19 protein-coding genes and 1 pseudogene are annotated in these 26,278 nt (G+C 74.6%); 8 read left to right on the forward strand and 12 right to left on the reverse strand.

The window, feature by feature from the left end; all coding sequences use genetic code 11:
• Positions 1 to 14: 14 nt before the first annotated feature.
• The gene (locus tag Q2K16_RS16665) at positions 15 to 1,256 is read left to right on the forward strand and encodes a glutamate-5-semialdehyde dehydrogenase (RefSeq protein WP_302738536.1); all 1,242 of its coding nucleotides are present in this window, start codon (positions 15 to 17) and stop codon (positions 1,254 to 1,256) included.
• 175 nt (positions 1,257 to 1,431) lie between these two features.
• Here Q2K16_RS16665 and Q2K16_RS16670 read toward each other — a convergent pair.
• The 6 genes and pseudogenes from Q2K16_RS16670 to Q2K16_RS16695 form a co-directional block, all read right to left on the reverse strand.
• Positions 1,432 to 2,250 (reverse strand): annotated as a pseudogene (locus tag Q2K16_RS16670) (hypothetical protein); the annotation flags it as partial.
• Positions 2,251 to 2,343: 93 nt separating this feature from the next.
• Positions 2,344 to 3,525 carry an adenylyltransferase/sulfurtransferase MoeZ gene (moeZ, locus tag Q2K16_RS16675; protein WP_302738538.1) on the reverse strand — a complete coding sequence of 394 codons (1,182 nt, stop codon included), beginning with the start codon at positions 3,523 to 3,525 and terminating at the stop codon, positions 2,344 to 2,346.
• 111 nt (positions 3,526 to 3,636) lie between these two features.
• A complete protein-coding gene (locus tag Q2K16_RS16680) occupies positions 3,637 to 4,572 on the reverse strand; it encodes a DUF3152 domain-containing protein (RefSeq protein WP_302738539.1) in 936 nt (311 codons plus the stop codon).
• Positions 4,573 to 4,700: 128 nt separating this feature from the next.
• A complete protein-coding gene (locus Q2K16_RS16685; protein WP_302738540.1) occupies positions 4,701 to 5,699 on the reverse strand; it encodes a DUF3152 domain-containing protein in 999 nt (332 codons plus the stop codon).
• Between the two features lie 5 nt (positions 5,700 to 5,704).
• Positions 5,705 to 6,742 carry an alpha/beta fold hydrolase gene (locus Q2K16_RS16690; protein WP_302738541.1) on the reverse strand — a complete coding sequence of 346 codons (1,038 nt, stop codon included), beginning with the start codon at positions 6,740 to 6,742 and terminating at the stop codon, positions 5,705 to 5,707.
• A 46-nt stretch (positions 6,743 to 6,788) separates the two neighbouring features.
• The gene (locus Q2K16_RS16695; protein WP_302738542.1) at positions 6,789 to 9,905 is read right to left on the reverse strand and encodes a hypothetical protein; all 3,117 of its coding nucleotides are present in this window, start codon (positions 9,903 to 9,905) and stop codon (positions 6,789 to 6,791) included.
• A gap of 149 nt (positions 9,906 to 10,054) precedes the next feature.
• Here Q2K16_RS16695 and Q2K16_RS16700 point away from each other — a divergent pair, with 149 nt between their 5' ends.
• The 4 genes from Q2K16_RS16700 (at position 10,055) to Q2K16_RS16715 (ending at position 14,424) form a co-directional block, all read left to right on the forward strand.
• Positions 10,055 to 10,693 carry a TetR/AcrR family transcriptional regulator gene (locus tag Q2K16_RS16700; protein ID WP_091242199.1) on the forward strand — a complete coding sequence of 213 codons (639 nt, stop codon included), beginning with the start codon at positions 10,055 to 10,057 and terminating at the stop codon, positions 10,691 to 10,693.
• Positions 10,694 to 10,758: 65 nt separating this feature from the next.
• On the forward strand, positions 10,759 to 10,986 hold the full coding sequence (locus Q2K16_RS16705) for a DUF3107 domain-containing protein (RefSeq protein ID WP_088644741.1): 228 nt from the start codon (positions 10,759 to 10,761) through the stop codon (positions 10,984 to 10,986).
• Between the two features lie 294 nt (positions 10,987 to 11,280).
• The gene (locus Q2K16_RS16710; protein WP_302738543.1) at positions 11,281 to 13,002 is read left to right on the forward strand and encodes a DEAD/DEAH box helicase; all 1,722 of its coding nucleotides are present in this window, start codon (positions 11,281 to 11,283) and stop codon (positions 13,000 to 13,002) included.
• A gap of 222 nt (positions 13,003 to 13,224) precedes the next feature.
• On the forward strand, positions 13,225 to 14,424 hold the full coding sequence (locus tag Q2K16_RS16715; protein WP_302738544.1) for a class I SAM-dependent methyltransferase: 1,200 nt from the start codon (positions 13,225 to 13,227) through the stop codon (positions 14,422 to 14,424).
• 7 nt (positions 14,425 to 14,431) lie between these two features.
• Here the strand turns inward: Q2K16_RS16715 and Q2K16_RS16720 are convergent, their stop codons facing one another.
• Positions 14,432 to 14,869: a hypothetical protein gene (locus Q2K16_RS16720; RefSeq protein WP_302738545.1), complete on the reverse strand. Its 438-nt coding sequence runs from the start codon at positions 14,867 to 14,869 to the stop codon at positions 14,432 to 14,434.
• 241 nt (positions 14,870 to 15,110) lie between these two features.
• On the opposite strand from Q2K16_RS16720, the gene Q2K16_RS16725 reads away from it, so the two are divergent.
• Positions 15,111 to 15,527 carry a helix-turn-helix domain-containing protein gene (locus Q2K16_RS16725; RefSeq protein ID WP_302738546.1) on the forward strand — a complete coding sequence of 139 codons (417 nt, stop codon included), beginning with the start codon at positions 15,111 to 15,113 and terminating at the stop codon, positions 15,525 to 15,527.
• Between the two features lie 111 nt (positions 15,528 to 15,638).
• Here Q2K16_RS16725 and Q2K16_RS16730 read toward each other — a convergent pair whose 3' ends face one another.
• Both Q2K16_RS16730 and Q2K16_RS16735 read right to left on the reverse strand, forming a co-directional pair.
• On the reverse strand, positions 15,639 to 16,790 hold the full coding sequence (locus Q2K16_RS16730; protein WP_302738547.1) for a DUF8832 domain-containing protein: 1,152 nt from the start codon (positions 16,788 to 16,790) through the stop codon (positions 15,639 to 15,641).
• A 346-nt stretch (positions 16,791 to 17,136) separates the two neighbouring features.
• Positions 17,137 to 19,377 (reverse strand): RecQ family ATP-dependent DNA helicase, encoded by a 2,241-nt coding sequence (locus Q2K16_RS16735; RefSeq protein WP_302738548.1) that lies wholly within the window; start codon positions 19,375 to 19,377, stop codon positions 17,137 to 17,139.
• A gap of 264 nt (positions 19,378 to 19,641) precedes the next feature.
• On the opposite strand from Q2K16_RS16735, the gene Q2K16_RS16740 reads away from it, so the two are divergent.
• Both Q2K16_RS16740 and Q2K16_RS16745 read left to right on the forward strand, forming a co-directional pair.
• Positions 19,642 to 20,976, forward strand: coding sequence for a TrkH family potassium uptake protein (locus Q2K16_RS16740; protein ID WP_302738549.1), 1,335 nt, complete (start codon positions 19,642 to 19,644; stop codon positions 20,974 to 20,976).
• Complete coding sequence (locus tag Q2K16_RS16745) at positions 20,966 to 21,634, forward strand: potassium channel family protein (protein WP_302738550.1); 669 nt, start codon at positions 20,966 to 20,968, stop codon at positions 21,632 to 21,634. The genes Q2K16_RS16740 and Q2K16_RS16745 overlap by 11 nt, the downstream gene beginning before the upstream one ends.
• A gap of 151 nt (positions 21,635 to 21,785) precedes the next feature.
• On the opposite strand, the gene Q2K16_RS16750 is transcribed toward Q2K16_RS16745, so the two are convergent.
• The 3 genes from Q2K16_RS16750 to Q2K16_RS16760 form a co-directional block, all read right to left on the reverse strand.
• Positions 21,786 to 23,435, reverse strand: a complete 1,650-nt coding sequence (locus tag Q2K16_RS16750) for a serine/threonine-protein kinase (RefSeq protein WP_302738551.1) — start codon at positions 23,433 to 23,435, stop codon at positions 21,786 to 21,788.
• Between the two features lie 71 nt (positions 23,436 to 23,506).
• Complete coding sequence (locus Q2K16_RS16755; protein ID WP_302738552.1) at positions 23,507 to 25,060, reverse strand: fused MFS/spermidine synthase; 1,554 nt, start codon at positions 25,058 to 25,060, stop codon at positions 23,507 to 23,509.
• A 36-nt stretch (positions 25,061 to 25,096) separates the two neighbouring features.
• Positions 25,097 to 26,110: a coiled-coil domain-containing protein gene (locus tag Q2K16_RS16760; protein ID WP_302738553.1), complete on the reverse strand. Its 1,014-nt coding sequence runs from the start codon at positions 26,108 to 26,110 to the stop codon at positions 25,097 to 25,099.
• Positions 26,111 to 26,278: the final 168 nt, after the last annotated feature.

The following is a 26,278-nucleotide window of genomic DNA, read 5'->3' on the forward strand; positions in this document are numbered from 1 at the left end:
CGAAGGAGTACGCAATGAGCGTCGTCGAGCAGGCCCGGCGGGCCCGGGACGCGGCGGAGGCCCTCGCCGTGGCCACCCGTACGGTCAAGGATGCTGCGCTGCACGCGATGGCCGACGCGCTGGTGACGCGTACGCCGGAGATCCTCACCGCGAACGCGGCGGACCTGGCGGCCGGGCGGGAGGCCGGGCTGAGTGCGGCCGTGCTGGACCGGCTCGCCCTCGACGCGCCGCGGGTGGCAGGCATCGCCGACGCGCTGCGCCAGATGGCCGCGCTGCCCGACCCGGTGGGCGAGGTGGTCCGGGGTTCGACCCTGCCCAACGGGCTGGAGCTGCGGCAGGTGCGGGTGCCGTTCGGGGTGGTCGGCATCATCTACGAGGCCCGGCCGAACGTGACGGTGGACGCGGCCGGCATCTGCCTGAAATCCGGCAACGCGGCGCTGCTGCGCGGGTCGTCGTCGGCGGCGCACTCCAACGCGGCGCTGGTGGCGGTGCTGCGCGACGCGGTCGCCGGGGCGGGCCTGCCGGCCGACGCGGTGCAGTTGCTCGACGCCGGCTCCCGCGACTCCGTCAAGGAGCTGATGCGGGCCCGTGGCCTGGTCGACGTGCTGATCCCGCGCGGCGGCGCGTCGCTGATCCGCACCGTGGTCGAGGAGTCGACGGTGCCGGTGATCGAGACCGGGGTGGGCAACTGCCACGTCTACGTGGATGCCGCCGCCGACCAGGCCAAGGCGGTGGCGATCGCCCTGAACGCCAAGACCCAACGCCTGTCCACCTGCAACACGGCCGAGTCGCTGCTGGTGCACGCCGACGTCGCCGACGCGTTCCTGCCGGCGGTGCTGGCCGCGTTCGCCGAGGCAGGGGTGACCGTGCACGGCTCGCCCGAGGTCGCCGCGTACTCCCCCGACGTGGTGGCCGCCACCGACGAGGACTTCGCCACCGAGTACCTCTCGGCCGACATCTCCGTCGCCGTGGTCGACTCGCTCGACGCGGCGGTCGCGCACATCCGCCGCTACGGCACCGGACACACCGAGGCGATCGTCACCGACTCGCAGGCCGCCGCCCGGGAGTTCGTGGCCCGGGTGGACGCGGCGGCGGTGATGGTCAACGCCTCCACCCGGTTCACCGACGGCGGCGAGTTCGGCTTCGGCGCGGAGATCGGCATCTCCACCCAGAAGCTGCACGCCCGGGGCCCGATGGGGCTGCCGGAGCTGACCTCCACCAAGTACGTGGTGACCGGCGACGGTCACCTGCGCTGAGCCGCCCGGCCCCGGGCGCTGCCGGACCCGGGGTTCACCGGGTGCCGGGCTCGTCGTCGGCGGGCGGGACCGGCCGGGCCCGGCGGACGACAGGTGAGCCGGGTGGCGTCACCGGCGAGCCGATCGGGGCGACCGGGGCGACCGGGGAGCCGGGCGGCAGGGCCGGGCCGATCGGCCGGCAGGCGCGGATCGCGGTGAGCGTGGTGTGCACGTCGAACTGGTGGCCGTCGTCGCTGTCCCAGCCGCCGTCGCTGCGCTGGGTCTCGGCGAGCCGTCTGCGGGCCGACACCAGCACCCACTGCTCCTCGCCCACCTCGACCCGGCGCAGCGTGGCGGCCAGCGCGGCCACGTCGGCCGGGGAGAGTTTCGGCATCCGCTCGGCCAGCACCGCCTGGATCCGGGCCGACTCGTAGTAGAGCTGCTGCCGGTGCAGCACGGCCGCGCTCAACCAGCCGGCGGCCAGGAACGACGGCCAGCTGCCGTCCGGGGCGAGCTGCCCGGCCAGGGCCTGCGCCGCCGCCTGCACCACCCCGGCGTACGCGCCGCCGACGCGGTGGTCCAGCGGGCCGGCGGCGCGGGCGTCCCGACCGGCGACGCTGAGCCAGAACGCGGCGTTGGCGGAGAGGTAGAGCCGGGCCTCCGGGTCACCCGGGGTGGCCCACTCGGGGGCGCTGCCGGCCAGCCTCGGGTCCTCGTCCCAGCCGCCGTCGGGCAGTTGCCGGGCGGCCAGCCAGTCCAGGGCGTGCCGGGCCGCCGGCCGGCCGAGCGCACCGAGGTCGTCCAGTTCGGCGAGGCGGAAGCAGGTGGCGTCGACGGACGGCACGTCACCGCCGAGCAAGGCCGGCCAGCCGCCGTCGGGGGTCTGCCCGACCTCGGCCGCGTCGAGCAGGTCGGGGGGCACGGGCGCGCCGGTGCGCAACCAGGACAGCCGGGCGCGGTCCACCGCGTCGCCGTGCGCCACGACGAAGCCGATCGCGGCATCCAAGTCCACCACGGCGCTGACGCTACCGGCGCGGACGCAATCCCGCCTCGGGGAATCGGTCGGGGCCGGGGGCGGTTCGTCACCACCCCCGGCCCCGGTCCCGGGTCAGTATGCGGGCAGCGAGGGATCGATCTGCTTGATCCAGGAGAGCACCCCGCCCTGGACGTGCACCGCGTCGCGGAACCCGGCCGCCTTGAGCGCGGCGAGCGCCTCGGCGGAGCGGACCCCGGACTTGCAGTGCAACACGACCTGCTTGTCCTGCGGGAGCTTGGCCAGCGCCTCACCCGAGATGATCTCGCCCTTGGGGATCAGGGTGGAGCCGGGGATCCGGACGATCTCGTACTCGGCGGGCTCCCGGACGTCGACCAGGAAGATGTCCTTGCCGGCGTCCTGCCACTCCTTGAGCTCGGTGGCGGTGATGGTCGCGTCGACGATCGCCTCCTGGGCCGCCTCGGAGACCGCGCCGCAGAAGTCCTCGTAGTCCTCCAGCAGGTCGGTGACCGTGGGGTTCTCCCCGCAGAGCACGCAGTTCGGGTCCTTCCGGACCTTGATCTTGCGGTAGCTCATCTCCAGGGCGTCGTAGACCATCAGCCGGCCGACCAGCGGCTCACCGATCCCGGCGAGCAGCTTGATCGCCTCGTTGACCTGGATCGACCCGATCGACGCGCAGAGCACGCCGAGCACGCCACCCTCGGCGCAGGACGGCACCATGCCGGGCGGCGGGGGCTCCGGGTAGAGGCAGCGGTAGCAGGGGCCGTGCTCGGCCCAGAACACCGACGCCTGGCCGTCGAACCGGTAGATCGAACCCCAGACGTACGGCTTGCCGAGCAGCACCGCCGCGTCGTTGACCATGTAGCGGGTGGCGAAGTTGTCGGTGCCGTCGACGATCAGGTCGTACTGGGCGAAGATGTCCCGGACGTTCTCCCGGTCCAGGGCGGTGTTGTGGATCTCCACCTGGACCAGCGGGTTGATCTCCCGGATCGACGCGGCGGCGGACTCGGCCTTGGACCGGCCGATGTCGGAGACGCCGTGGATGATCTGGCGCTGGAGGTTGGACTCGTCGACGGTGTCGAAGTCGATGATGCCGAGCGTCCCGACCCCGGCGGCGGCCAGGTACATCAGGGCGGGCGAACCGAGGCCACCGGCACCCACACAGAGCACCCGGGCGTTCTTCAACCGCTTCTGCCCCTCGACCCCCACATCGGGGATGATCAGGTGACGGGAGTAGCGACGGATCTCGTCAACGGTCAGCTCGGCGGCGGGTTCGACGAGCGGGGGCAACGACACGGTGGACTCCCCGGTGATCGGCTGATGGCGAACCGAGCCATTGTTGCTCGGGCGACCATCCCTCGGCCATGAGCAGTGACACCCCGTCCGACATACGGGAGCGGGAATAACTCAACTGCCTGGCACGAGATCGCCGGAGTAGAGCGAGCCGTCGACGTACGGCCAGGCGTTCGCCACGCAGCCGTCCAGCCCGTACGTCTGCTGTTGCATCACCGGGGCCGGCTCGCCGGGGCCGGGGCAGGCCTGGTGTTCCTCGCCGAGTTCGTGCCCCACCTCGTGGTTGACCACGTACGTCCGGTAGACCGACAGCGGCGCCCCGTAGTCCGGCACCGCCTCCATCCAGCGGGCCAGGTTGATGACCACCCGTCCGGGCAGCCGGCAGGAGGTGTAGCCCTCGGTGTCCAGCCCGCCCTCGGCGCACATCCGCTCCGAGGTGGCCGGGGTGGCGAGATAGATGGTGAAGTCGGCGGCGGCGATCTCCGGCACCCGCTGCAACCGTAGCTCGCCGGAGCGGATCCAGCTGTTCGGGTCGCCCAGCGTCTCGTCGACGGCGGCGGCGAACGCGTCCACGTCCTGCCCGGTGCCCTGCTCCACCTCGATCCGGTAGCGGTGCAGCGGGCCGTCGAAGCCGTACACGTCGGAGCGGCCGTCGGCGGCGGTGAAGCGGCCGGGTCCGCTGCGCGGATAGGCGACGGCGGTCCGCTCCGCGCGTACCCCGTCGGGCAGCCGGCCACCACCGACCCCGTCGGCCACCCGCCCGGCGACCTGCTTGGGGCCGCTCGGTGCGGGCTCCGGGCGGAGGGTGACGAACCCGCCAACGCCCGCGCCGAGCAGGGCCAGGCCGAGCAGGACGGCCCGCCGACGACGACGGCGCATCCGGCGGTTGCGGCGCGGCCCGACGCCCGGCTCGCCGTGCCACCACGCGGAGCGCGGGTCGGCGTGACGCGGGCCGGCCCGGTACGGGTCGGCGGCGTACGGGTCGGTGTGGCGCGGGTCGGGCCGGCCAGCGTCCGGCGGCTCCGGGCGCTCGGCGGACTCGGTGCTCACCCGGCCAGCATGGCAGACTAATCGGGCATAAGCCTGCTATTGCCGCAAATTACAAGAACATGTTTCACTTCTTCGGTAACCGCCGACAACCGGCGACGCGCCCGGACACCCCACGGGCGGCGAGGGGTTCAGAGCGCCGGGCCGGCGTACCGGCGACCGGCCAGGTAGGGCCACGGGTTCGCCGTACAGCCCCGCAGGAACAGCGACTGCTGCTGCATCACCGGCGCCGGCCGGCCCACCCCCGGACACCCCTCGTGACGGTGCCCCAACTGGTGGCCCACCTCGTGGTTCACCACGTACGTCCGGTAGACAGGCAGCGGCACCCCGGCCCGGACGAAGTGCGGCACCGACGTCCGCCACCGGTCCAGGTTGATGATCACCTTCCCGGGCGCGCGGCACGACGTGTACGGCACGCCACCGACCCGGATGTCCACACCTCCGGCCCGGCACAGCCGCCCCGCCGTGCTGCGGGTCGCCAACTGCACGGTGAAGTCGGACGGCGCGTTCCCCGGCACCCGGCGCAGCCGCAACCGGCCGCCGTCCACCCAACTCCCCGGCCCGGCCAGGGCCGCCTGCACCTGGTCGGAGAAGGCGCGCACGTCCTCGCCGGAGCCGTCCTCCACGGCCACCCGGTAGCGCCGCAGGCCGCCGGAGCGGCCGAGCGTCGCCCCGGCCCGGTCGTCGTAGCGGAAGGTGCCCCGGCCCGTCGCCGGCACCGGGCCGGACAGCGCCGACGGCGGCACGGTCGCCGCCGGGACCGCAGCACCGGCCGGCGCGGGCACCGGCAGGACCGACCCGACCCCGCCGGACGCACCTGCCACGTCGACCGACCCGCCCGACGACCCGGTGTCGCCGAACGCACCCGTGCCACCGGCTGACGTCACGACACCCGGCGGACCGGCCGGGCCCAGCATGCGCCCGGCTCCCACCGGCTGGGTCGCGGCGGCCGGCGGCGCCGGGCGGGCGACCAGCCGGCCGGCAGCCGGCGGCGGGGTGACGACGGCCAGCCCGCCGGAGGTCACCACCAGGAGCAGGGCCACCAGCGCCGTCGGACGCCACCTGGCGGTGCCGGACGCGGGCCGCAGGAGCCGGATCGGACGAGGGCCACGGGAGGGGAGCGCAGACATCCGGGTCAGGATGCCATGCCGGACGGCGACCTTCCGTCACCACCGAACCCCGGCGCGTCATCACCCGGCAGGGCCCCGGGGCGCTGCGGCGACGGACCCGGCGTCGACTCGGCGAGCAGGTGCAGTACCGCGCGGGCCACCGTACGCGGCACCTCCAACTGGGCCACATGCCCGACGTCGGCCAGCATCATCAGCCGGCTGTCCGGGATGACCCGGGCCGTCTGCGGGGCCACCCGGACGTCCACCAGCCGGTCCTTCATCCCCCCGACCACCAGCGTGGGCGCTGCGATGCCGGCGGCGATCCGCCACAGCGACTCCGGCCCCGGCAGGTACGACCGCAGGAAACTGGCGACCAGCCCCCGGAACGTGCGGACGTACGCGGCGGCGTAGTGGGGCGCCTCGTAGCGGACCCGGATCTCCTCCAACGCCTCCTGCCGGCGCTGCTCGCTGATCCGGCTCAGGTCGGCCACGCACGCCTCCATCGCCTGCCGGGCCATCACCTCCGGGGCGAGTTGGGCGAGCCGCCAGGCGGCCAGCCGCTCCCCGCGCGGAATGGCCAGCAGCGGCAGCATCCGCCCCTGCAACGAGCGGCCGAAGTTCAGGAACGGCAGCGCCGGGGAGATCAGCGTCAGGGTACGTACCAGGTCCGGCCGGCGACCGGCGACGTACACCGAGACGGCGCCGCCCAGCGAGTTGCCGAACAGGTGCACCGGGCCCCGGCCGGAGTGCTCGATCCAGCGCACCACCCGGTCGGCGAAGGCCGGGATCGTGTACCGCAGCCCCGGCTCGCTGCGTCCGAAGCCGGGCAGGTCGATCGCCTGCCCGTCGAGCCGGTCGGCGAGCAGGCCGGCGAGGTCCGTCCAGTTCTGCGACGAACCACCCAGCCCGTGCACGTACAGCGCCGGTTCCGCGTCCGGGCCGGTGGCCGGGGTGTCCCGGACGTAGGTGACCGTGCCGTCGAGGCGTACCGGCCGGCCGGGCCAGGGCGGGGGCAGCCGGTGCGGGGGCAGGTGCTCCTCGGGCCAGAGGGCGGCGCGCTTCATACCGGCAAGTGTTCCCGTTCCGGCCCCGCGCCGACAATGCCCACCGTCAGGCGAGCAACGCTTCCAGCCGCCGGTTGACAGCCGCCAGGGTCGCCCGCACCACCGCCTGGCGCGGGTCCCCGGAGACCAGCGCCGACCCGGCCAACTGCTCCACCCAGCCGTCGCAGACCAGCAGCACCACCACCGTCGCCACCTCGCAGTTGCCGAACGGCACCACGGCGGCGTGCTCGACGAAGCACCGCCCCCGTTCGGCGGTGCGCTCGGCGTGCCGCAGCAACTCGTCCACCGCAGCGGCGGCAGCCACCGCGCACAACCGCAGGACGTACCCGTCCACGGCCGGCCCGGTGGCGTGCCCGGCGGCCGGCTCACCGGCGGTGAGCAGGCGTACCTCCACGTTGGCGTCCAGGCCGAAGGTGCTCACCTGGACGTGGTCGATGACCACCCGGGGCCCCGGCACGCCGCCGGTGTCCAGCGGTCGCGAGGGCGCCGTCTCCGTCGTGGTCATCTGCCCGCCCGAGTACGACGCGTTGAGCGTCGCCGGGCTGCCGGTGGGCGGCAGCGCACCCGGGAGGGCCTCCTCCACGCTGGCCCGACCCCGGTGCGGGGTCGACTGCCGGCGTCGCCGGGGCACCCCGGACGCCGTCGGTGACTGCTCGGCCGGCGGGTCCTCGGCGTCGCGCGCCGGGCCACCGGTCGCCGCGTCGACGCGTACCCCGGCGGCCGGTCGCTCCGCACCGGGCCGGGCGGCAGGTGGCTCCGCCGTCGGGGTCGGCACCCCGGCGGTCGGCTCGACGACACGGGGTTCACCGGTACGGCGACGCATCGGCGGCGGCACCGCGGCGCTCGGCTCACCGGACAGGCTCCGCGGTGCGGCGGCGAGACCCATCCGCTCCTGGAGCAGGCGGGCCACCAGCCGGCTCACCTCCGCCGGGTCGGCCCCGTCGGACAGGTCGAGCCGCAGGCTGTGCGCCCCGGCCGGGGTACGCCGCAGCGCCGCGTCGCGGACCCCGGCCACTTCGCGTACGGCGTCCAGGATCGCGTTGACGTCGAAGCCCTCGGGGCGTTCCCGCAGCGGCGCGGGCTCGTCGTCGCGGCGCAGGTGGGTGGCGATCCGGGCGAGTTCCGGGGTCTCGGCGGGGGGCTCCACGGCTGGCGGCTCCGGCACGACGGGCACGTCCGGTTCGGCGGGGACGCGCTGCGGCAGCACCGCCGTGCCCCGGTCCGGTCTCCGTCCGTCCACCACCGGCTCGGTCGTGGTCAGCGGGTCGGGCGCGGATCGGCGGGCCGCGTAGGGGGGTGCGCTCGTCGGGGCGGGCGCTGAGGGAACCTGGTCCAGGCGGCGTGGCCCGTTCGTGGCGGGAGCACCGGCGGTCAAGGGGGGCTCCGGCGGGTGGCCGGGCAGGTCGGTGGGGGTGGCCGGCTCGGTCGGCACCGACCGGAGTCGGAACGGCTGGTCGATGCGGCCGGCCGGGGAGGTCGCCGGTCGGGGCGACGGTTCGTCGCGCGGGAGCCGGAACGGCTGGTCGGCGCGGACGGCGGCCGGCAGCGTGGCGGCCCGCTCGTCCCCCGGGCCGGCGGGCTCGTCGCGGGTCGGGGGCGGCACGGCGACGGGCTCGTCCCGGGGCAGGGGCGGCGGGCCGGCCGGCACGTCCCGGGGGGCGGGGGGCACCTCGGCGGGTCCCCCCGTCGACCAGCCGGGCCGGTCGGCCGGGTGTAGCCGTTGCGGCTCGACCGGCGACCGGTCCCGCTCGCCGGGACCGGACCAGTTCCGCCCGGCCGGGTCGGACCAGTCCCACTCGGACCCGTCGGCCCGGTCCCGCCCGGCGGGGTCGGCCCAGTCCCGCTCCGGTCGGGCATCCCGCTCGGACCAGTCCGGACCGGGCCGGTCCCGCTCGGAGCGGTCGGTGGGCTCGTGCCGCTCCGGCCGGTCGGCGTGCCCGTCCCAGTCCGGTACGGGGTGTTCCCCGGTGTGCCCGGACCAGGCGCGTTCGGGGTGGTCGACACCGGGACGACCCGGGGCGACCCGCTCGGCGGCCGACCGTTCCCGCCCGGACCGCTCGACGGTGGGCTCCGGCAGGGCCGGCGGGGTGGCCGGTTCGGTCCGGGTCAGCTCGTACGGGCGGGGCACCTCGGAGCGCACCGGCTCGTACGGGCGGGCGGGCTCGGCACGCACCGGCTGGTACGGCCGGGCCGGCTCGGCACGCACCGGCTCGTACGGGCGGGCGGCCTCGGCCGACCACTCCGCCGCGCGTTCGGCACGGGCCCGTCGGCCGACCGGTGGCTCCTCGTCCCGTGACCAGGAGGGTGCCCAGGTCCCGCCCCAGCTCGGGCGGTTCCAGCTCGGGCCGGACCAGTCCGGCTCGTCCGGCCCGGCGGTCGTCCGACGCTCGCCGGGCGACGGCTCCCCGGCACCGCGCGCACCGGTGCCCCGGGGGTCCGCCGTCCCGGGCGGCCCGGTGTCGGCGGTGGGCTCGGCGCGGTCGGTCCCGCGTGGCCCGTCCGGCCCGGAGAAACGGTCGCGGGGGTCGTCCGGGGAGGAACCGGACCCGCCCCGCTCGGGGGCGTGGAAGCCGGGGGGCACCTCGAAGCCGGAGGCGGCGGTGCCCACCGGAGGGACCTGCACCGCGGGCGGGGCCGAGGTGGGCGGGTCACCTGCGGGCCAGTGGGCCGACCGGGGCGCGGCGGGGTCGTCCGAGGAGTGCCGGGCTGCCTCCGGGTCGTGCGGCGGACCGGTCGGGGACGCCGGCCGGGGGGCCGGCACGACCAGTCGGTCACCGTCGGTGACCCGGGGGTCGGCGACGGGGTGACCCGGCCCGCCGGGCGGGGCGCTCACCGGGCGACGCAGCGGGGCCGGGAAATCCGGTGCCGAGTCGTGACCATTGCGGTGGGCCCGACCGTTGCGGGGGGCCTCCTCGTCGGTCGACGGGGTGGCGAACGGCGCAGGTAGATCACCGTGCCGTGACGGCTGGCCACCCCAACCGCCGGCGGGGTCGGGCCGGTTCCACGGTGCCCCGGCCTCCCGGTAACCCGTGGTTTCGACGCCGCCGGACCACCCGGTCGCTGGTGCCCACCCACTGGCGGAGCGGGCCAGGTCGTCCTGCTGACCCGTCCCGTCGCCGTGCTCTCCCGGGGTGGCGGCACCGGGTTGCCCTGATTCACTCACCGCGCGCTCCTTGGTCGCCCCCGCTGAGGCTACCGTGTGGTGACAGTGGCGATAAGTTACAGCGGCGGGCCAATTCCGGGACCGGGGTGAGTGCCCTGACCGGTACGGGGTAGAAGTGCCGGCTGGAATGACGAAACTCGGAGGTTCCCATGACCGCTGTGGGGAACGGTGCGCAGACTGCCGGCCGGCCCACCCGGCTGCCCCGTTCGGCACGCCGTAAGCAGCTACTCGCGGCGGCTCAGGAGGTGTTCGTGGCGCAGGGGTACCACGCCGCCGCGATGGACGACATCGCCGAGCGGGCCGGGGTTTCCAAGCCGGTGCTGTACCAGCACTTCCCGGGAAAGATGGATCTGTATCTGGCGCTGCTCGACACGCACTGTGACGCCATCGTCGCCAAGGTGCACGACGCGATGCGCGGCACCAACGACAACAAGGAGCGGGTGGGCGCGTCGGTGCGCGCGTACTTCGACTTCGTCGACCACGAGAGCGAGGCGTTCCGGCTCGTCTTCGAATCCGACCTGCGCAACGACCCGGCCGTCCGGCAGCGGGTCGAGCGGGTGGAACAGGGCTGCATCGCGGCGATCACCGACACCATCATCTCGGACACCGGGGTCAGCCGGGCGCACGCCGAACTGCTCGCCTCCGGCCTGGTCGGCGCGGCCGAGACCGCCGCCCAGTTCTGGCTGGCCGGCGGCCGGCAGGTGCCGAAGGCCGAGGCGGAGGCGCTGGTCGCGGCGCTGTCCTGGCGGGGCATCGCGAGCTTCCCGCTCCAGGGTGAGTCGGCCTGAACATCCGGCCCCGAGATCGGATAGCCTTCCGATCGGCGGCTATCTCGCCCACCTGAGGAGGCACAGTGGAGGTCAAGATCGGCGTGCAGTACGCGCCGCGCGAGCTGGTTCTGGAGAGCGCGCAGTCGCCGGCCGAGATCGAGCAGATCGTGACCGACGCCTTCGCCAAGGCGGAGGGGACGCTCTCCCTGACCGACGAGAAGGGTCGACGGGTCATCGTGCCGGTCACCAAGGTCGCCTACGTCGAGATCGCCGAGGCGTCCGCCCGCGCGGTCGGTTTCACCGTTCGCTGAACCGGTCCGGCCCTGTGGCGGGCGCTGCCTGCCGCAGGGCCGCCCGGTGACGCGGGTCACATTTTTCACCCCTGCCGAAAAGCCGGCCATCCAGGTCAGGGGCGTGTACCCACCCGCTCGGGTAGGATGAGGTAGTTGCCGTGGGCGCCGATCTGATCGAAGTCCTGCCCACGGCGCGCGTGCGGCCCGGTCTGACACGGCGATTCTCCGCCGCCGATCGCGTGGCCCGCGCCATACCGACCGCGCCCTGAGGACACCACGGGGCGCACCACGAGAGGGCACCCCCAGATCCAGATGAGCGAACAGATTCTCGACCAACTGGAGGGCCAGGAACTGGCCCCCACCGCCCCGGTCCGCCCGGAGGCCCCCACGTTCGCCGCGCTCGGCGCGCGGCCCGAGACCGTCGAGGCCCTGGCTGCGGCGGGCATCACCCGCGCCTTCGCGATCCAGGAGTACGCGCTGCCGATCGCCATGCGCGGCACCGACCTGATCGGTCAGGCCCCCACCGGCACCGGCAAGACCCTCGGTTTCGGCGTCCCGCTGCTGGAGCGGGTCTTCGCCCCGGCCGAGGGCAGCGACGGCGTGCCGCAGGCCCTGGTCGTCGTACCCACCCGCGAGCTGGGCATCCAGGTCGCCAAGGATCTCGCCGCCGCCGGCCGCACCCGGGGCGTCCGGGTGCTGCCGATCTACGGTGGCGTGGCGTACGAGCCGCAGATCGACGCGCTGCGCAAGGGCGTGGAGATCCTGGTCGGTACCCCGGGCCGGCTGATGGACCTGCAGAAGCAGAAGCACCTGCGGCTGGACCGGGTCCGCGCGCTCGTGCTCGACGAGGCCGACCGGATGCTCGACCTGGGCTTCCTCGACGACGTCGAGAAGATCCTGGCGATGCTGCCGGAGGACCGGCAGACCATGCTCTTCTCGGCGACCATGCCGGACCCGATCGTCACCCTCTCCCGGCGGTTCCTGCGCCGGCCGGTGACGATCCACGCCGGGCACACCGCCGAGACCGGCCCGTCCCCGCAGACCCAGCAGCTGGCGTACCGCACCCACTCGATGAACAAGATCGAGATCGTGGCGCGGATCCTCCAGGCCGAGGGGCGCGGGCTGACCATGATCTTCACCCGTACCAAGCGGGCCGCCGACCGGGTCGCCGAGGACCTCGACTTCCGGGGCTTCGCGGTGGCGGCGGTGCACGGCGACCTGGGCCAGGGCGCGCGGGAACGGGCGCTGCGCGCGTTCCGGGCCGGCAAGATCGACACCCTGGTCGCCACCGACGTGGCCGCCCGGGGCATCGACGTCAGCGGCGTCACCCACGTCATCAACTACGACTGCCCCGAAGACCAGGACACCTACACCCACCGGATCGGTCGTACCGGCCGGGCCGGGGCGACCGGGGTCGCGGTCACCTTCGTCGACTGGGACGACATGCCCAGGTGGCGGATCATCGACAAGACGCTCGGGCTCGACATGCCGGAGCCGCCGGAGACCTACCACACCTCCCCGCACCTCTACACCGACCTGGACATCTCGCCCGAGATGACAGGCACCCTGCCGACCGCCGAGCGGACCCGCGCCGGGCTCTCCGCCGAGGTCGAGGAGGACCTGGGCGGGCGGTCCCGCCGGGGCGAGAGCGGTGGCCGGGGCGGTCGGCGCGGCGAGGGCCGGGGACGCGGCGAGAGCAGCGGTCGGGGCAGCGGACGCGGTGAGCGGCGTCGGGGTCGCCCCGACTCCGACGCGCCGGACGGCACCGCAACGGGCGTGGACGCCGCCGAGGAAGGCACCCGTACCCCCCGCAGCCGGCGTCGTCGCCGGGCCGGCGAGGTGGTCGGGGGCGAGCCGGGCACCGTGACCACGGGCGGGTCCACCGACACCGCCGCAGGCACGACCGGCGAGCCCACCGTGGCCGCTGCGGGGCCGGCCGCCGAGGGGGAGCCGGGCCGGCCGCGTCGCCGACGTCGCCGGCGCGGTGGTGGCGGCTCCGGCGCGGACGCGCCGGCCGAGGCCGCCGCCGACTGACCCGACAGCACCGACGACATCCCCCGACCGTCCGACGGCCCGGGGGATGTCCCGTCTGCGCCGGTGGCCGCCTCGGCCCGCCGGCCCTACCGGCGCGGCGTGAGTCGCCGGGCCCTGCGCCCCTGCCAGCTCGCGCCTGGAGGTTCCCTACACCGGTGGCCGACGTCCCTGCCGGGGCGGGCCGGGAGCGGCAACCGCCGGGGTGGAAAGGATGATGGAACGATGCCGGAACCGTTGGACGCCGCCCTGACCGAGGTCCGGGCGTTACTGCTCGACCCCGCCCTGACCCGTGCCGTCGCCGCCGGCCGACGCCGGGGCCAGCGCCCCTCGGTGGTACGGGCCGAACTCCGCCCGGTCGCCCTCAAGGCCGGCCCCCGGTTGCAGATCTCCACGTCCGACGGCGCGCGGCCGTACACCCGGAACGTGTCGCCGGGCGCGGAGGCCGGCGCGGCGGTCGACGCGCTGCTCGCCGAGCCCTTCGGCAACTGGCACGTGGAGACCGCCGGGGCGACCCTCCAGCTCCGGGTGACCAAGTCCGGCGAGGCGCAGGTGCACCGGGCGGCGGCGAGCCGGCCGGCGGCCCCGGCGGACGGCCACGACCGGGCCAAGGAGTACCTGCTCGACCCGGGGGACCCGATCTTCGCCGAGATCGGCGGCAACGCCGCCAAACGCCGGCAGGTGGACGCCTTCCTGCGGGCGCTCGCCGCCACCCTGCCCGACGATCTCACCGGGCGGCTGCGGGTGGTCGACCTGGGCTGCGGCAACGCCTACCTGACCTTCGCCGCCTACCGCTACCTGACCGCCCGCGGGCTCGACGTGGAACTGGTCGGGGTGGACGTGCGGGAGGACCAACGGCAGCGCAACAGCGAACTGGCCGAACGCCTCGGCTGGGCCGACCGGGTCTCCTTCGTCGCCGGCACCATCGCCGACGCGGTGGTGGAGCCCGCCCCCGACCTGGTGCTCGCCCTGCACGCCTGCGACACCGCCACCGACGAGGCGCTGGCCCGCGCGGTGCGCTGGGACGCGCGGTGGGTGCTGGCCGCACCGTGCTGCCACCACGACCTCGCGGCGCAGCTGCGCGCCCGGCCGGCCCCGGCACCGTACGAGCTGCTGACCCGGCAGGGCATCCTGCGGGAACGCTTCGCCGACGTGCTCACCGACGCGCTGCGGGCCGGCCTGCTGCGGTCGCACGGCTACCGGGCCGAGGTGGTCGAGTTCGTCGACTCCCGGCACACCCCCCGGAACCTGTTGATCCGGGCCCGCCGGACCGGCACCGGCGGCGGCGACCCGCAGGCGGCCGAGTACCGGCAACTGGTCGACCAGTGGCAGGTGACCCCCCGCCTGGCCACCCTGCTGGCCGGCCCGACCGGGGACGCCGTGCGGGGCGACGGCACCGACGGGGCGGCCACCGCGCCGCACTGAGCCGGGCTCAGCGCCGCCGGTCGCCGCTGCGACCGCCGGGGCGCTCCCCCGGCCCCCGGTCGAAGATCGAGGAGATCCGCTCACGCGGCCCCCGCTCCTCGTCGCCGGGCGCGGTGGGGAACGGCACCACGGTGCCGGACAGCTCGGCGTTGCCGGCGGCGGCGAACGCGTTCCAGGAGATGTCGACCAGGAGTCGTCTGAGTTCGGCGTGCCGGACGGCGGCACTGCGTTGCAGGGCCAGCCGGACGCCGAGCAGCACCCCCACCAGGGTGGTGGTGACGGCACCGGCGGCGGCCAGCACGTGCGCCCCGGTCACCGCGTCACCGGTGAACACCAGCACCAGCAGCCAGCCCCAGAAACCCAGGGCGAACACGGCCGCCTTGACGACGAAGAAGAGGCTTACCGCACCCGGGCGGTGCGGCACCGGACGGTCGGACTCGGCCATGCTGCTCCTCACCGGACGCGCGACGGGTGGACGGACCCGCCGATTTCAATTGACCTATGGCAACTGACGCTGTGTCACGACCGGCACCGGAACCGGCCACGACCTGCGCCGTCGCTTCGCGTGGACACCGTACGGGGACCCGGACGACCGGTACGGGGAATTGCACCGGACCGTCGTCGTACTACCCTCGGAGGGCGCACCGGACACCCCGGCTCCACCCGAAGAGGACGATCTCACAGGCATGGGTTCGACAGAGGTTTCACCCCAGATGGCGTTCGCCCGCTTCGTGCGGCGGGCCATCGACGACGCCCGTGACGAGCGGGGTTGGACGGTGAGCGACCTCGCTGCCCACACCGGTGTCGGTAGGTCCACCGTCTTCCGCTGGCTCGCCGGTGACTGGCAGGACTATCCCGAGCTGGCCAAGGTACGCGGCTTCTGCTCCGCCCTCGACCTGCCGGTCGCGGCGGCCTTCCGGGCGCTCGGCCTGCCCGACTCGGGGCCCACCCCCCGCCGCCGCGCCGACGACGGGCCGGTGGAGGCGGACGTCCGGGTGATCCTCGACCGGCTGGCCGATCCGACGGTGCCCGCCGAGGAGAAGCACCACATCCGCGACCTGCTGCGCTACCTGGCCCGCCGCCCGGTCCGCCGCGCCGGCTGACCATTCCGTCGGCCCGCACCACGCCGGCTCATGAACCCCGGCCGGGGTCGACCGGCCACACCGCTGTCCGGTGGGCGTGGGTAGCACACCCGCCCGGTCGGGTCGGGTCGGTCAGCGGACGGTCAGCGTGAACTCGGCGGTGCGCACCACTCCCGCCACCTGGAAGTCCAGGTACATCCGGTAGTTGCCGGGGCCGGGCGCGGTCAGCCAGAACGTCACCGTGTCGGTGGCCGGCCCGGGGCCGGGATGCACGTGCAGGTAGCCCAGGTCCCCCTCGCGGAGGGCGACCAGGTGTCCGTACGCGCCGAGGTAGCGCTCCAGGGCGACGGGTCGTCCCGCCGGGCCCCGGACCGTGAACCGGAACGGTACCGCCGCGCCCACCTGCGGGGTGCCCTCGTAGTCGACGGCGAACCCGTCGACGGTGGCCCGGGCGGCCGGGGCGGGCAGCGGACGGGGCGCGTACTCCCCCGGGGCGACCAGGTCCACGCCCAGTGTCGCCGGGGTCTGCCGGCCGTCGTCGGCGACCGCCGTGAAATCCGTGTACGCCCGCCAGACGCCCGGCTGCGGCAGGGTCAGCGGGATCGACCACGTGCCGTCGGCGGCCATCGTCGGGTGCAGGTGCTGGAATCCGGTGAGGTCGCGGCGTACCACCACCAGGTGCATCGGCTTGTCGTGCACGATCGCGAACCGGGTGACCGGGCGGCGCTGCGCGTCGCGGATCTGGAACCGCAGTTCACCGGCCCGCCCGGCGACGAACTCCCCGCCCGACGGGACGAGCGTGTAGCCGCCGGAGCTGACGGACAGGCCGGTGGCCGCGTCGCCGGAGGAGTCCCCGCCGGTGCCGTCGTGCTGGTGCGCCCCGGTGCCCGGAGCGCGGGTGTGGTCGCCGGCGGCGGTCGCCGCGGTCACCGCCGTACGGTCGGTCGGCCGTCCGTTGGCCCGGCCGAGCCCGAACCCGAGCAGGACGGCCAGCACCAGACCGCCCACCACCAGCGCCAGCCGCAGCGTGGCCCGGTCCGGTCCGACCGTTGACGCCCCGTCCCCGGCTGAGCCCTCCCTTGCCGACGTCCCCCCGGCGGACAGCGCCCACCCGCCGGGCTCCGCGCTGCCTGCGTCGCCGCCCGGTTCCTGCTGGTCCAGCGGTCGCCCGCTGCCTGCGTCGGCACTCCGGCCCGGCCGGTCCACCGGGGTGTCCTGGTCGGTGGCCGGTCCGCCGCCGCTTGCCGGGCCGGCGGGCCGGGTGACGGATCGCTGGTCGGCCATCCGCCCACCGTACCGTCGACCCCGGCGGCACCGGGGCGACGGCCGGACACCGTGGCGGCGGTCGCATCACGGCCGGCCGGGGAACTTTTCCGGGTGCCCCGTCGACCACCACGGCAGGCCCCCGACCCGGGTCGACCCATCGGCTGTCGGTGCCGCGCGGTGGCCGCCCGCCGCCACGGTCGACCCGGCCCGGCCAGCCGGTGGTCGACCGCCCGCCGGGGCCGTACCCGGGTCGGCCGGTGGTCGCGCCGGCCGGCCGCTCACCGCCACCATCGAACCGCGCCGGGGGTCGGCCGGTGACCGACCGCCGCCGGGGCCGCTCACCGCCCGATCGCCGCGGGTCGGGTCAGCCGGCGACGGCGAGGGCGAGGGGGAGGACCTCGGGGGCGCCGGCCCGGCGCAGCAGGCGGGACGCCATCGTCATCGTCCATCCGGAGTCGACCAGGTCGTCGACGAGGAGCACCGGTCCGTCCAGCCCGGCCAGCGCACCGGCCAGCTCGTCGGTGACGGTGAGGGCGTCGTGCAGGGCGCGTACCCGCTGGGCGCTGTTGCCGCGCGGCCCGCCGCCACCGGCCGGGCCGGTGGGGGCGACCAGGCCGAGCAGCGGCAGCCGACCGACGGTGGCGATCCGCTCGGCGAGCGACGCGACCAGGGTGGGGTGGCTGCGGGAGCCGATTGCGGCCACCCCGGCCGGGCGGCGCGGCCACGGATCGTCGCCGTGGGCCCAGGCTTTCAGCACCTCCACCACGGCCGCCGCCACGTCGTCGGGCACCGGGCCGTCGGCCGTACCGGGGCCGACCAGGCCACGCAGCCGGCCACCCCAGCCCAGGTCGGACAGCCGTCCCACGGCCCGGCCGGCCAGCGCCTGCTCCGTCGACGGAATCCGCCCCTTCAGCGGTACGCCGACCGCGTCGAGGCCTGTCGGCCAGAGCTTCTTGGGAGCGATCTGCACCCCGGGGCGGCCGAGGAAGGTCTGCGCGGCGGTCAGCGCGGGGCCGGACACCTCGGCGGTGAACAGGGGCACGGCGCAGCGGTCGCACCGGCCGCAGTCGTCCGCCCCGCTGTCGTCCAGGCAGTCCCGCAGGTACCGCATCCGGCAGCCGGGGGTCGTGGCGTACTCGCGCATGGCCTGCTGCTCGGCGGTGCGGGCCTCGGCGACGCGGCGCAACCGGGCCTCGTCGTAGGTCCAGGGTTCGCCGGTGGCGAGCCAGCCCCCGCGCACCCGGCGGACCGCGCCGTCGACGTCGAGTACCTTGAGCATCAGTTCAAGGCGGGTCCGGCGCAGGTCGACGAGGGGTTCGAGGGCCTGGGTGGAGAGCGGCCGGTCGGTGTGCAGGGCGGCCAGCACGGCGCGCACCTGTTCCTCCGGAGGAAAGGCGAGCGAGGCGAAATAGCGCCAGATCGCGGCGTCCTCGACCCCGGGCAACAGCAGCGCCTCGGCGTGTTCGACGGCCCGACCGGCACGGCCTACCTGCTGGTAGTAGGCGATCGGCGAGGGCGGCGCACCGAGGTGCACCACGAAACCGAGGTCGGGCTTGTCGAACCCCATCCCGAGCGCGCTGGTCGCCACCAGCGCCTTGATCTTGTTGTCGAGCAGGTCCTGTTCGGCGGCGCGGCGGTCGGCGTCCTCGGCCTGGCCGGTGTACGAGGCCACCGACCAGCCGCGCCCGCGCAGGAACTCGGCGGTCTCGGTGGCCGCCGCCACGGTGAGCGTGTAGATGATCCCGGAGCCCGGCAGCGCGTCCAGGTGGTCGGCGAGCCAGGCCAGCCGGTGCGCCGGGCTGGGCAGGTCGAGCACGCCCAGCCGCAACGACTCCCGGTCCAGGGTGCCCCGCAGCACCAGCACGTCGGCGCGTCGTCCGCCGGCGTCGGCGGTCGACGCCCCAGGATCGGCGGTCGGTGCGCTGCCGTCGGCGCGAGGCCCGGCGGACGACACGGCGCGGTCGGCGGGGGGCGGGGCCGGCTCGGTGCCGAGTTGTTCGGCGACGTCCCGGGTCACCCGCTCGTTGGCGGTGGCGGTGGTGGCGAGCACCGGGGTCCGCTCCGGCAGGTTGCCCAGAAAGGTACGCAGCCGGCGGTAGTCGGGCCGGAAGTCGTGCCCCCAGTCGGAGACGCAGTGCGCCTCGTCGACCACCAGCAGCCCGGTGGTGGCGGCCAGCCTCGGCAGGACGGTGTCCCGGAAGTCGGGGTTGTTGAGCCGCTCGGGGCTGATCAGCAGCACGTCAACCGTGCCGGCGTGGATCTCGGCGGTGATCTCGTCCCACTCGTCGAGGTTGGCCGAGTTGATCGTGCGGGCCCGGATGCCGGCGCGGGCCGCCGCCTCCACCTGGTTACGCATCAGGGCCAGCAGCGGCGAGACGATGACAGTAGGCCCGTGCTCGCCGCGTTCGCGCAGCAGGGCGGTGGCGACGAAGTAGACAGCCGACTTGCCCCACCCGGTGCGCTGTACGCAGAGCACCCGCCGCCGGTCCACCACCAGCGCCTCGATGGCCCGCCACTGGTCCTCCCGCAGCCGGGCGTGTGCGCCGGCCAGCCGCCGCAGCACCTCCTCGGCCCGCTCCCGCACGGCCACCCGATCCCCACTCACCCGACATGTCTACCAGCCCGGCCGGACACCTACGTCGCGCCCGATCCACGTCCCGACCCCGGTGGCCGTGCCCTCGCCCGTCCCAGGCTCCGGGGTCACAACCACTCTTGTGAGCCGATGTAGCGGCGTCCGGCCGGCAGGACACCGCCACGTCGGCGACATTGCGGCGGATCGACCGCCAGGTGAACCCTGCGGGGAAACCGGGACCGGCCCGGGATAAGCGATTCACCGACCCGATCCCGCTGGAATCGACAGGATTGTCTGGTGCGCCGGTTCCTTCGTCACCCCGTCCGGCTGGTGCCGTTCGGTTTCCTGGTGACGATCGCGATCGGCACCGGCCTGCTGATGCTGCCCTGGGCCACCAGCACGCACCGGTTCACCCCGCTGGTCACGGCGCTGTTCACCGCCACCTCGGCGGTGTCGGTCACCGGCATGGCGGTCACCGACACCCCGAACTACTGGAACGGGTTCGGGCTGGTGATGATCACCGTGCTGACCCAGGTCGGCGGGCTCGGCATCCTCACCGGCGCGGCCCTGGTCAGCCTGGCGGTCACCCGGCAGCTCGGGCTGCGCAACCGGCTGCTGGTGCAGGCCGAGACCGCCGAGTACGGCCCGGCCGACCTGCGCCGCCTGCTGCTGCGCATCGCCGGCACGGTGTTCGGCTGCGAGCTGGTGATGACCGCGGTGATCACCGCCCGGCTCCGGCTCAGCTACGACTACTCCCCGGGCCGGGCGCTGTGGTCGGGGACGTTCCACTCGATCCAGGCGTTCAACAACGGCGGTTTCACCCTCTACACCGACGGGCTGGTCGGGTTCTCCCGTGACCCGTGGGTGTCGCTGCCGCTGGCGTTCGGCGCGATCGTCGGCGGGCTGGGGTTCCCCGCGCTGTTCGAGGCGTTCCGCCAGCGTCGCCGGCCGGGCCGCTGGGCGGTGGCCACCAAGCTGACCATCTGGGGCAGTGTGGTGCTGGTGGCGGTGGGCTTCGTCGGGCTGCTCGCCACCGAGTGGGACAACCCGTTCACCATCGGTGCCTACGACACCCCGGACAAGCTGCTCGCCACGTTCACCCAGATCGCGCTCAGCCGTACCGGCGGATTCGACGTGATCGGCGTGGCGGCGCTCCGCGAGGAGAGCTACCCGCTGCTCATCGCCCTGATGTTCGTCGGCGGCGGCAGCGCCAGCACCGCCGGTGGGATCAAGGTCTCCACGTTCTTCCTGCTCGGCTTCGTCATCTGGGCGGAGCTGCGCGGCGAGCCGGACGTCACCGTGGGCCGCCGCCGGATCGCGGTGTCCAGCCAACGCCAGGCGCTGACGGTGGCGCTGCTCAGCGTCGCGCTGGTGACCGCCGGCACGCTCGGCCTGACCGTGCTCACCACCGACGTCCGGTTCAACGAGACGATGTTCGAGGTGACCTCGGCGTTCAGCACCGCCGGGCTCACCGTCGGGCTCACCCCGCACCTGCCCGCGTCCGGGCAACTGGTGCTGACCGTGCTGATGTACATCGGCCGGATCGGCCCGCTCACCCTCGGCTCGGCGATCGCGTTGAACACCCGACGCCGGCTGTACCGCTATCCGAAGGAGCAACCCGTTGTCGGCTAGGGACGAGGGCGACGGCGACATCGCCGTGATCGGGTTGGGCCGGTTCGGCTGTCACCTTGCCGGGGCGTTGACCCGGCTCGGCCACCAGGTGCTCGCCGTGGACCGCGACCCCGCCCGGGTACAGCGTTGGTCGGTGTCGCTGGACCGGGTGGTGCAGGCCGACGCCACCGAGGAGCAGGCGCTGCGGCAGCTCGGCATCGGCGACTTCAGCCGGGTGGTGGTCGCCATCGGCGCCTCGGTGGAGGCCAGCGTGCTCACCGTGCTGGCGCTGACCGAGGTGGGCGTACCGCAGATCTGGGCGCGGGCGACGTCCCGCAAGCATGCCAAGATCCTGGCCTCGGTCGGCGCCCACCACGTGGTCTTCCCCGAGGCGGAGACCGGGGAACGGGTGGCCCACCTGATCGTCAGCCGGATGCTCGACTTCATGGAGTTCGGCGACGACTTCGCCATCGCCAAGGTGCCGGTCCCTCCGCCGCTGGTCGGTCACCGGCTGCGGGACCTGGCGGTGCAGGAACGCTACGGGGTGATGGTGGTCGGCGCGAAACCGGCCGGGGAACGCTTCCGCTACGCCGACCCGGACACCATGCTCGGGCCGGGCAGCATCCTGATCGTGGAGGGCGGGATCGCCCAGGTGCAGCAGTTCGCGGCCCTACGCTGACCGTGCCTTCCCCCGCCGCGACCGGGGGCAGCCGCCCGATCGCAGCCCCGGCCTCAGCCCCGCCGGCCTCAGCCCCGGGGGCCCTTGCCGGGTCCACCACCCGGACCCCCGACGGGGCCGCCGCCAGCTGTGCCCCTGCCTCCCTTCCCCGTCACTTTCCCGCTTTTCCCGGGTTAGCACCGGGCCCCTTGCCCGCCGCCGGGCCGGGCCCCTTGGCGGGCTTCTCGGCCTTCGGCTTGGGCTTCGCCGGGCCGGAGCCGCCCTTGCCGGACGTCGTGCCGGACGTCTTCGCCGGTTTCTTGGCCGCCGGTTTCTTCGCCGGCGGGGGCTTCACCACGGGCGCGCTCCCGGCCACCCCGGAAACCCGTACCCCGCAGCTCGACTCGCCGACGGTGAACTCCAGGGGCAGCGGGTTGCCCCCGCTGTACCGGCCGGTCAGCGCGACCTTCTCCGACGCGCCGGGGGCCAGCGCGGCCCGCCCGGCCGCCGGGGTGACCCGCACCAGACGTCCCTCCTGGCGTATCCCGGGGGTGGTCGTGGTGACGGTCTGCTGGCCGGGGAACGCGAAGCTCATCGTCCAGTCCCGCAGTTCCCGTGGACCGGTGTTGGTCAGCGTGAGCTGGGCGGTGAAGTCCTTACCGGAGTCGCTGTGCAGCGCGTACTCGACCTCGCACGGGATGGTCTCGGGCAGCCCCATCCGGGCCTCGGTGGGCGGGTCGACGCCGCCGCTGGCCGGGCTGCGCGAGGTCACCCCCCAGATGGCCGCGGTGACGGCGACGAGGCTCACGGCCGCCACCCCGGCCTCGATCCGCCGCCGGCGGGCAGCGGCCCGGCGGGTGCGCGTACGGCCCGAGAAGGGCAACGCGTCGGTGTCGGCCGACCAGGGCAGGATCGTGGTGCCGGCGTTGGCGAGCAGGGCCGGGTCACCCCGCCCGGGTGCCGGCGAGACGGGCACCGCCGCGACCATCCCGGCCGCTCCCGCGAGGGTACGGGCCACCTCGTCCGTCGCCGGCCGGTCCTCGGGCCGCTTGGCCAGGCAGCGGCCGACCAGCTCGACCACCTCGTCGGGGAGCCCGCGTACCGGGGGCATCGGCTCCGGGTCGTGGTACATGTGCGCCCGCAGCATCTGCGTGGTGGTGCTGGCCTGCCAGGGCAACCGTCCGGTGAGCATCCGGTAGAGCAGCAGCCCGACGGCGTACACGTCGGTGGCCGGGGAGACCTGGCCGTTGTCGAGGCGCTCCGGGGCGAGGTAGGCGGGGGTGCCGAGCAGCGCGCCGTCCGGCCCCTTCTCGCTCTCCCCGACCAGCGCCGAGATGCCGAAGTCGACGACCTTCACCCCGGTGGTGGTGAGCATGACGTTGCCCGGGGTCACGTCGCGGTGCACCACCCCCCGGGCGTGCGCGGTGGCCAACGCCGAGGTCACCTCGGCACCGATGGTCACCGCCTCCCGCCAGGGCAGCTGCCCGTCCCGGCCGAGCCGCGCGGTGAGCGGACCGCCGTCCACCAGTTCCATCACCACGTACGGCACGGTCAGCCCGACCTGCTCGGACTCGCCGTAGTCGTACACGTTGGTGATGTTGGGATGGCAGAGCCGGGCGGCGGCCTGCGCCTCGATCCTGATCCGGTGCCGGAAGGCCCGGTCGCTGGCCAGCCGCGAGGCGAGCACCTTCACCGCGACCTGACGGCCGAGCACCTGGTCGTAGCCGCGCCACACCACGGACATGCCGCCTGCGCCGAGCTGCTCGATCAGCCGGTACCGCTCACCGAGGAGCTGGGCGGCGTTCCGGACTCCTGCACCCATGGTCGACCGTGTTGCCCGACTCGGCCCCGGCTACACCTCGATGGTCGTAATCGGTCAGGAAAGTCACCCGATCAGGCGGTCGCGAGGAGTTGGTCCACCGGGGCGTAGTCGTCGGTCAACACCAGCGCGCCGTCGACGAACCGGGTCACCTCGCTGCCGGCGAGCAGGTCGGGGATCTTCGCCACCGTGCCGAGCCGGGTGCGCAGCGCCTCCAGCGGCAGCGGGGCGTCCGAGGCGACGATGAGGAAGTTGCTGCCCTGCCGTCCGGCGATCGCCTCCGGCGGCGCGACCAGCGCCAGGTGCTCGAACTCGGCGGCCACGGTCGCCAGCTCCGAGCGGATGAACCGGCCCGGCGGATAGTCGATGACGTTCTGCACGTAGATGCCGCCGGGACGCAGCACCCGGTCGACCTCCGCCGCCATCTCCCGGGTGGCCAGGTGCCACGGCACCACCAGGTGCCCGAAGGCGTCCCCGACGACGAGGTCCCGGCTGTCCGCCGGCTCGCCGCCGACCAGCATCCGGGCGTCGCCCACCTCGGCCCGCAGTCCCGGCCCGGTCCGGACGCCCAACTCCCGCCGGTCCAGGTCGACCAGCTCGCCGTCGATCTCGAAGACCACGTTGTCGGTGCCCGGCCGGGTGGCGCTCAGGTAGCGGGGCATGGTGAACCCGCCCCCGCCCAGGTGCAGCGCGTCCAGCCGCTGCCCCTTCGGGGCGAGCACGTCGGCGACCGCCCCGATCCACTGGGTGTACTCGTACTCCAGGTGCGTCGGGTCGTTCAGGTCGACGTACGAGTGCTGGGCCGAGTTGAGGTAGAGGGTGCGCCCGCCGGCCCGGTCCGGATCACGCTCCACCCGGGCGCAGTGGTAGGCGGTCTCCACGTCGCACGGGTTCGGCGCGACCGCGCTCAGCCCCGCCGCGACCAGCCCGAGCACCGCCAGGGCGGCCTTCGCCCGGGTCGCGCCGGGCAACCCGGCGGCCTCCTGCCGGCGCAGGTAGACCCCGAGCGCCAGCCCGGCCACCCCGAGCGCCACCGCCAGCCCGATCAGGATGACCGTGCTGGGCAGCGCCGCCACCAGCACGAATCCGGTGACCAGGGTGGCGGTGATGCCGCCGAGGGTGCCGATGCCTGACAACCGGCCGACCACCTGCCCGGTACGCCGCAGGTCGGACAGTTGCAGCTTCACCACCAGCGGGGTGACCGCCGACAGCAACGCCGCCGGTACGAACACGGCCAACGCGGTGAGCAGCAGAATGCCGCTGACCGCACCGCCGCGCAGCAGCTCACCGGCGTACCGGACCACCGGCAGGGTGACCGCGGCGGCGATGCCGGCCAGGATCAGCGCCGGGGCGAGCAGCCCGCGCGGGTCCCGCCGGTCGGCCAGCCACCCGCCCGTCCACGCCCCGTACGCGATGGCGGCCAGCGCGATGCCGATCACCGAACTGGTCACCTGGAGGGTCACCCCGACGTACGGGCCGACCAGGCGCAACGAGACCGTCTCCAGCACCAGCACCGCGCCACTGGAAAAGAAGACCAGGAACGCGGCGAGCCCGTTGGGCAGGGCCCGGGAGGGGGTCGGCGCGGTAGGAGTCGGAACGGTCACGACGTCGGACGATGAGCTGCTCACCGTCGCGATGCTACGTCCCGTTCCCGGGCCGGAAGGTCAGTACATCGAAAGATGAACATGGTTCGTGTGGTCGGCGGCCGGGCTGCCCGACCCGCTGTACGCCCGCCAGCCGGTGTTCGGCATCCAGATCTGCCGGTACCAGATCACGTAGAGCACACCGAGCCGGTTGGCGTTGTTCTTGAAGTAGTTGGCCAGGCTGTCGCCGTACGCCTTGTCCCCGCCGGTGGCCGTCTCGTCCTTGAAGCCGCTGGTGGCGGCGGAGAAGTCGCAGGCCCGGCCCTTGGGGTGCTCGCCGCCCCCGCCGCTGCGGTGGCAGGACACGTACCGCTTGTAGCCGGCGGCCTTGGCCTGCTGCATGGCGTGCAGGGTGCGCGGGGTGATGCAGCCGGAGGTGGTCGGGTCGTTCACCGAACACGACTCGCTCGGCCACGACCCGTCGGAGTTGCGCGGGGCCGGTTTCGCCGAACTCGACCCGCCGCTGAAACCGGCGCTGCTGCCCGAGCTGACCGTGGCCAGGGCGCGCTCCGCGTCCCGCTTCTTCTTGGCCAGCGTGGCGAGCTGCTTCTGCTGCTCGCGGACCTCGGCGTCGATCGCGATCGTGGCCTCGGCCGCGGTCTGCCGGGCCTCGGCCAGGGCGCGGAGCTGCTTGCCGTCCCGCTGGGCCATCATGTCCAGGTCGGCGGCCCGCTTCAGGAACGCCTCCGGGCTGGCCGTGTTGAGCAGCATCGACGTCGGCGTCAACCGGCCCACCCGGTAGGACTGTGCGGCCACCTCGCCCACCTGGGCGGTCAACGCGCCCAGCCGCCCCTCGACCTCCTTGAGCTGGGCGGCCAGCGCGCTCTGCCGCCGCTTGGAGGTGTCCAGCTTGGCCTTGGCCTCGATGTGCCCCTTGGCCGCCGCCGTCAACGCGTCCCGCAGCTCCTTGGTGCCACCCTCGCCGGGCTCCGCCGAGGCGGGCACCGCGCCGACACCGAGCAGCAGCGCCACCGCGGCGAACAGCACGGTCAACGGCCGGGTCAGACGCGGCCGGGTCAGGCTGGTCGTGGGCACGGAGGTGTCCTTCCCTCTGCCGTCGACGCCCGGCCGCGGGCCGGTGCGGCGGCGGTCCCGCCGGCCCCGGTTGGCGGCCTGGGGGCGGAGACCGCCGGTCACATTACCGCAACCACGCCCGGTCACCAGGCCCGTGACGACACCGGACAGCGGCCCTCGACCGGGCGT

Origin of the sequence: Micromonospora cynarisoli (assembly GCF_030518815.1) — a bacterium.
GTDB classification, from domain to species: domain Bacteria; phylum Actinomycetota; class Actinomycetes; order Mycobacteriales; family Micromonosporaceae; genus Micromonospora; species Micromonospora wenchangensis.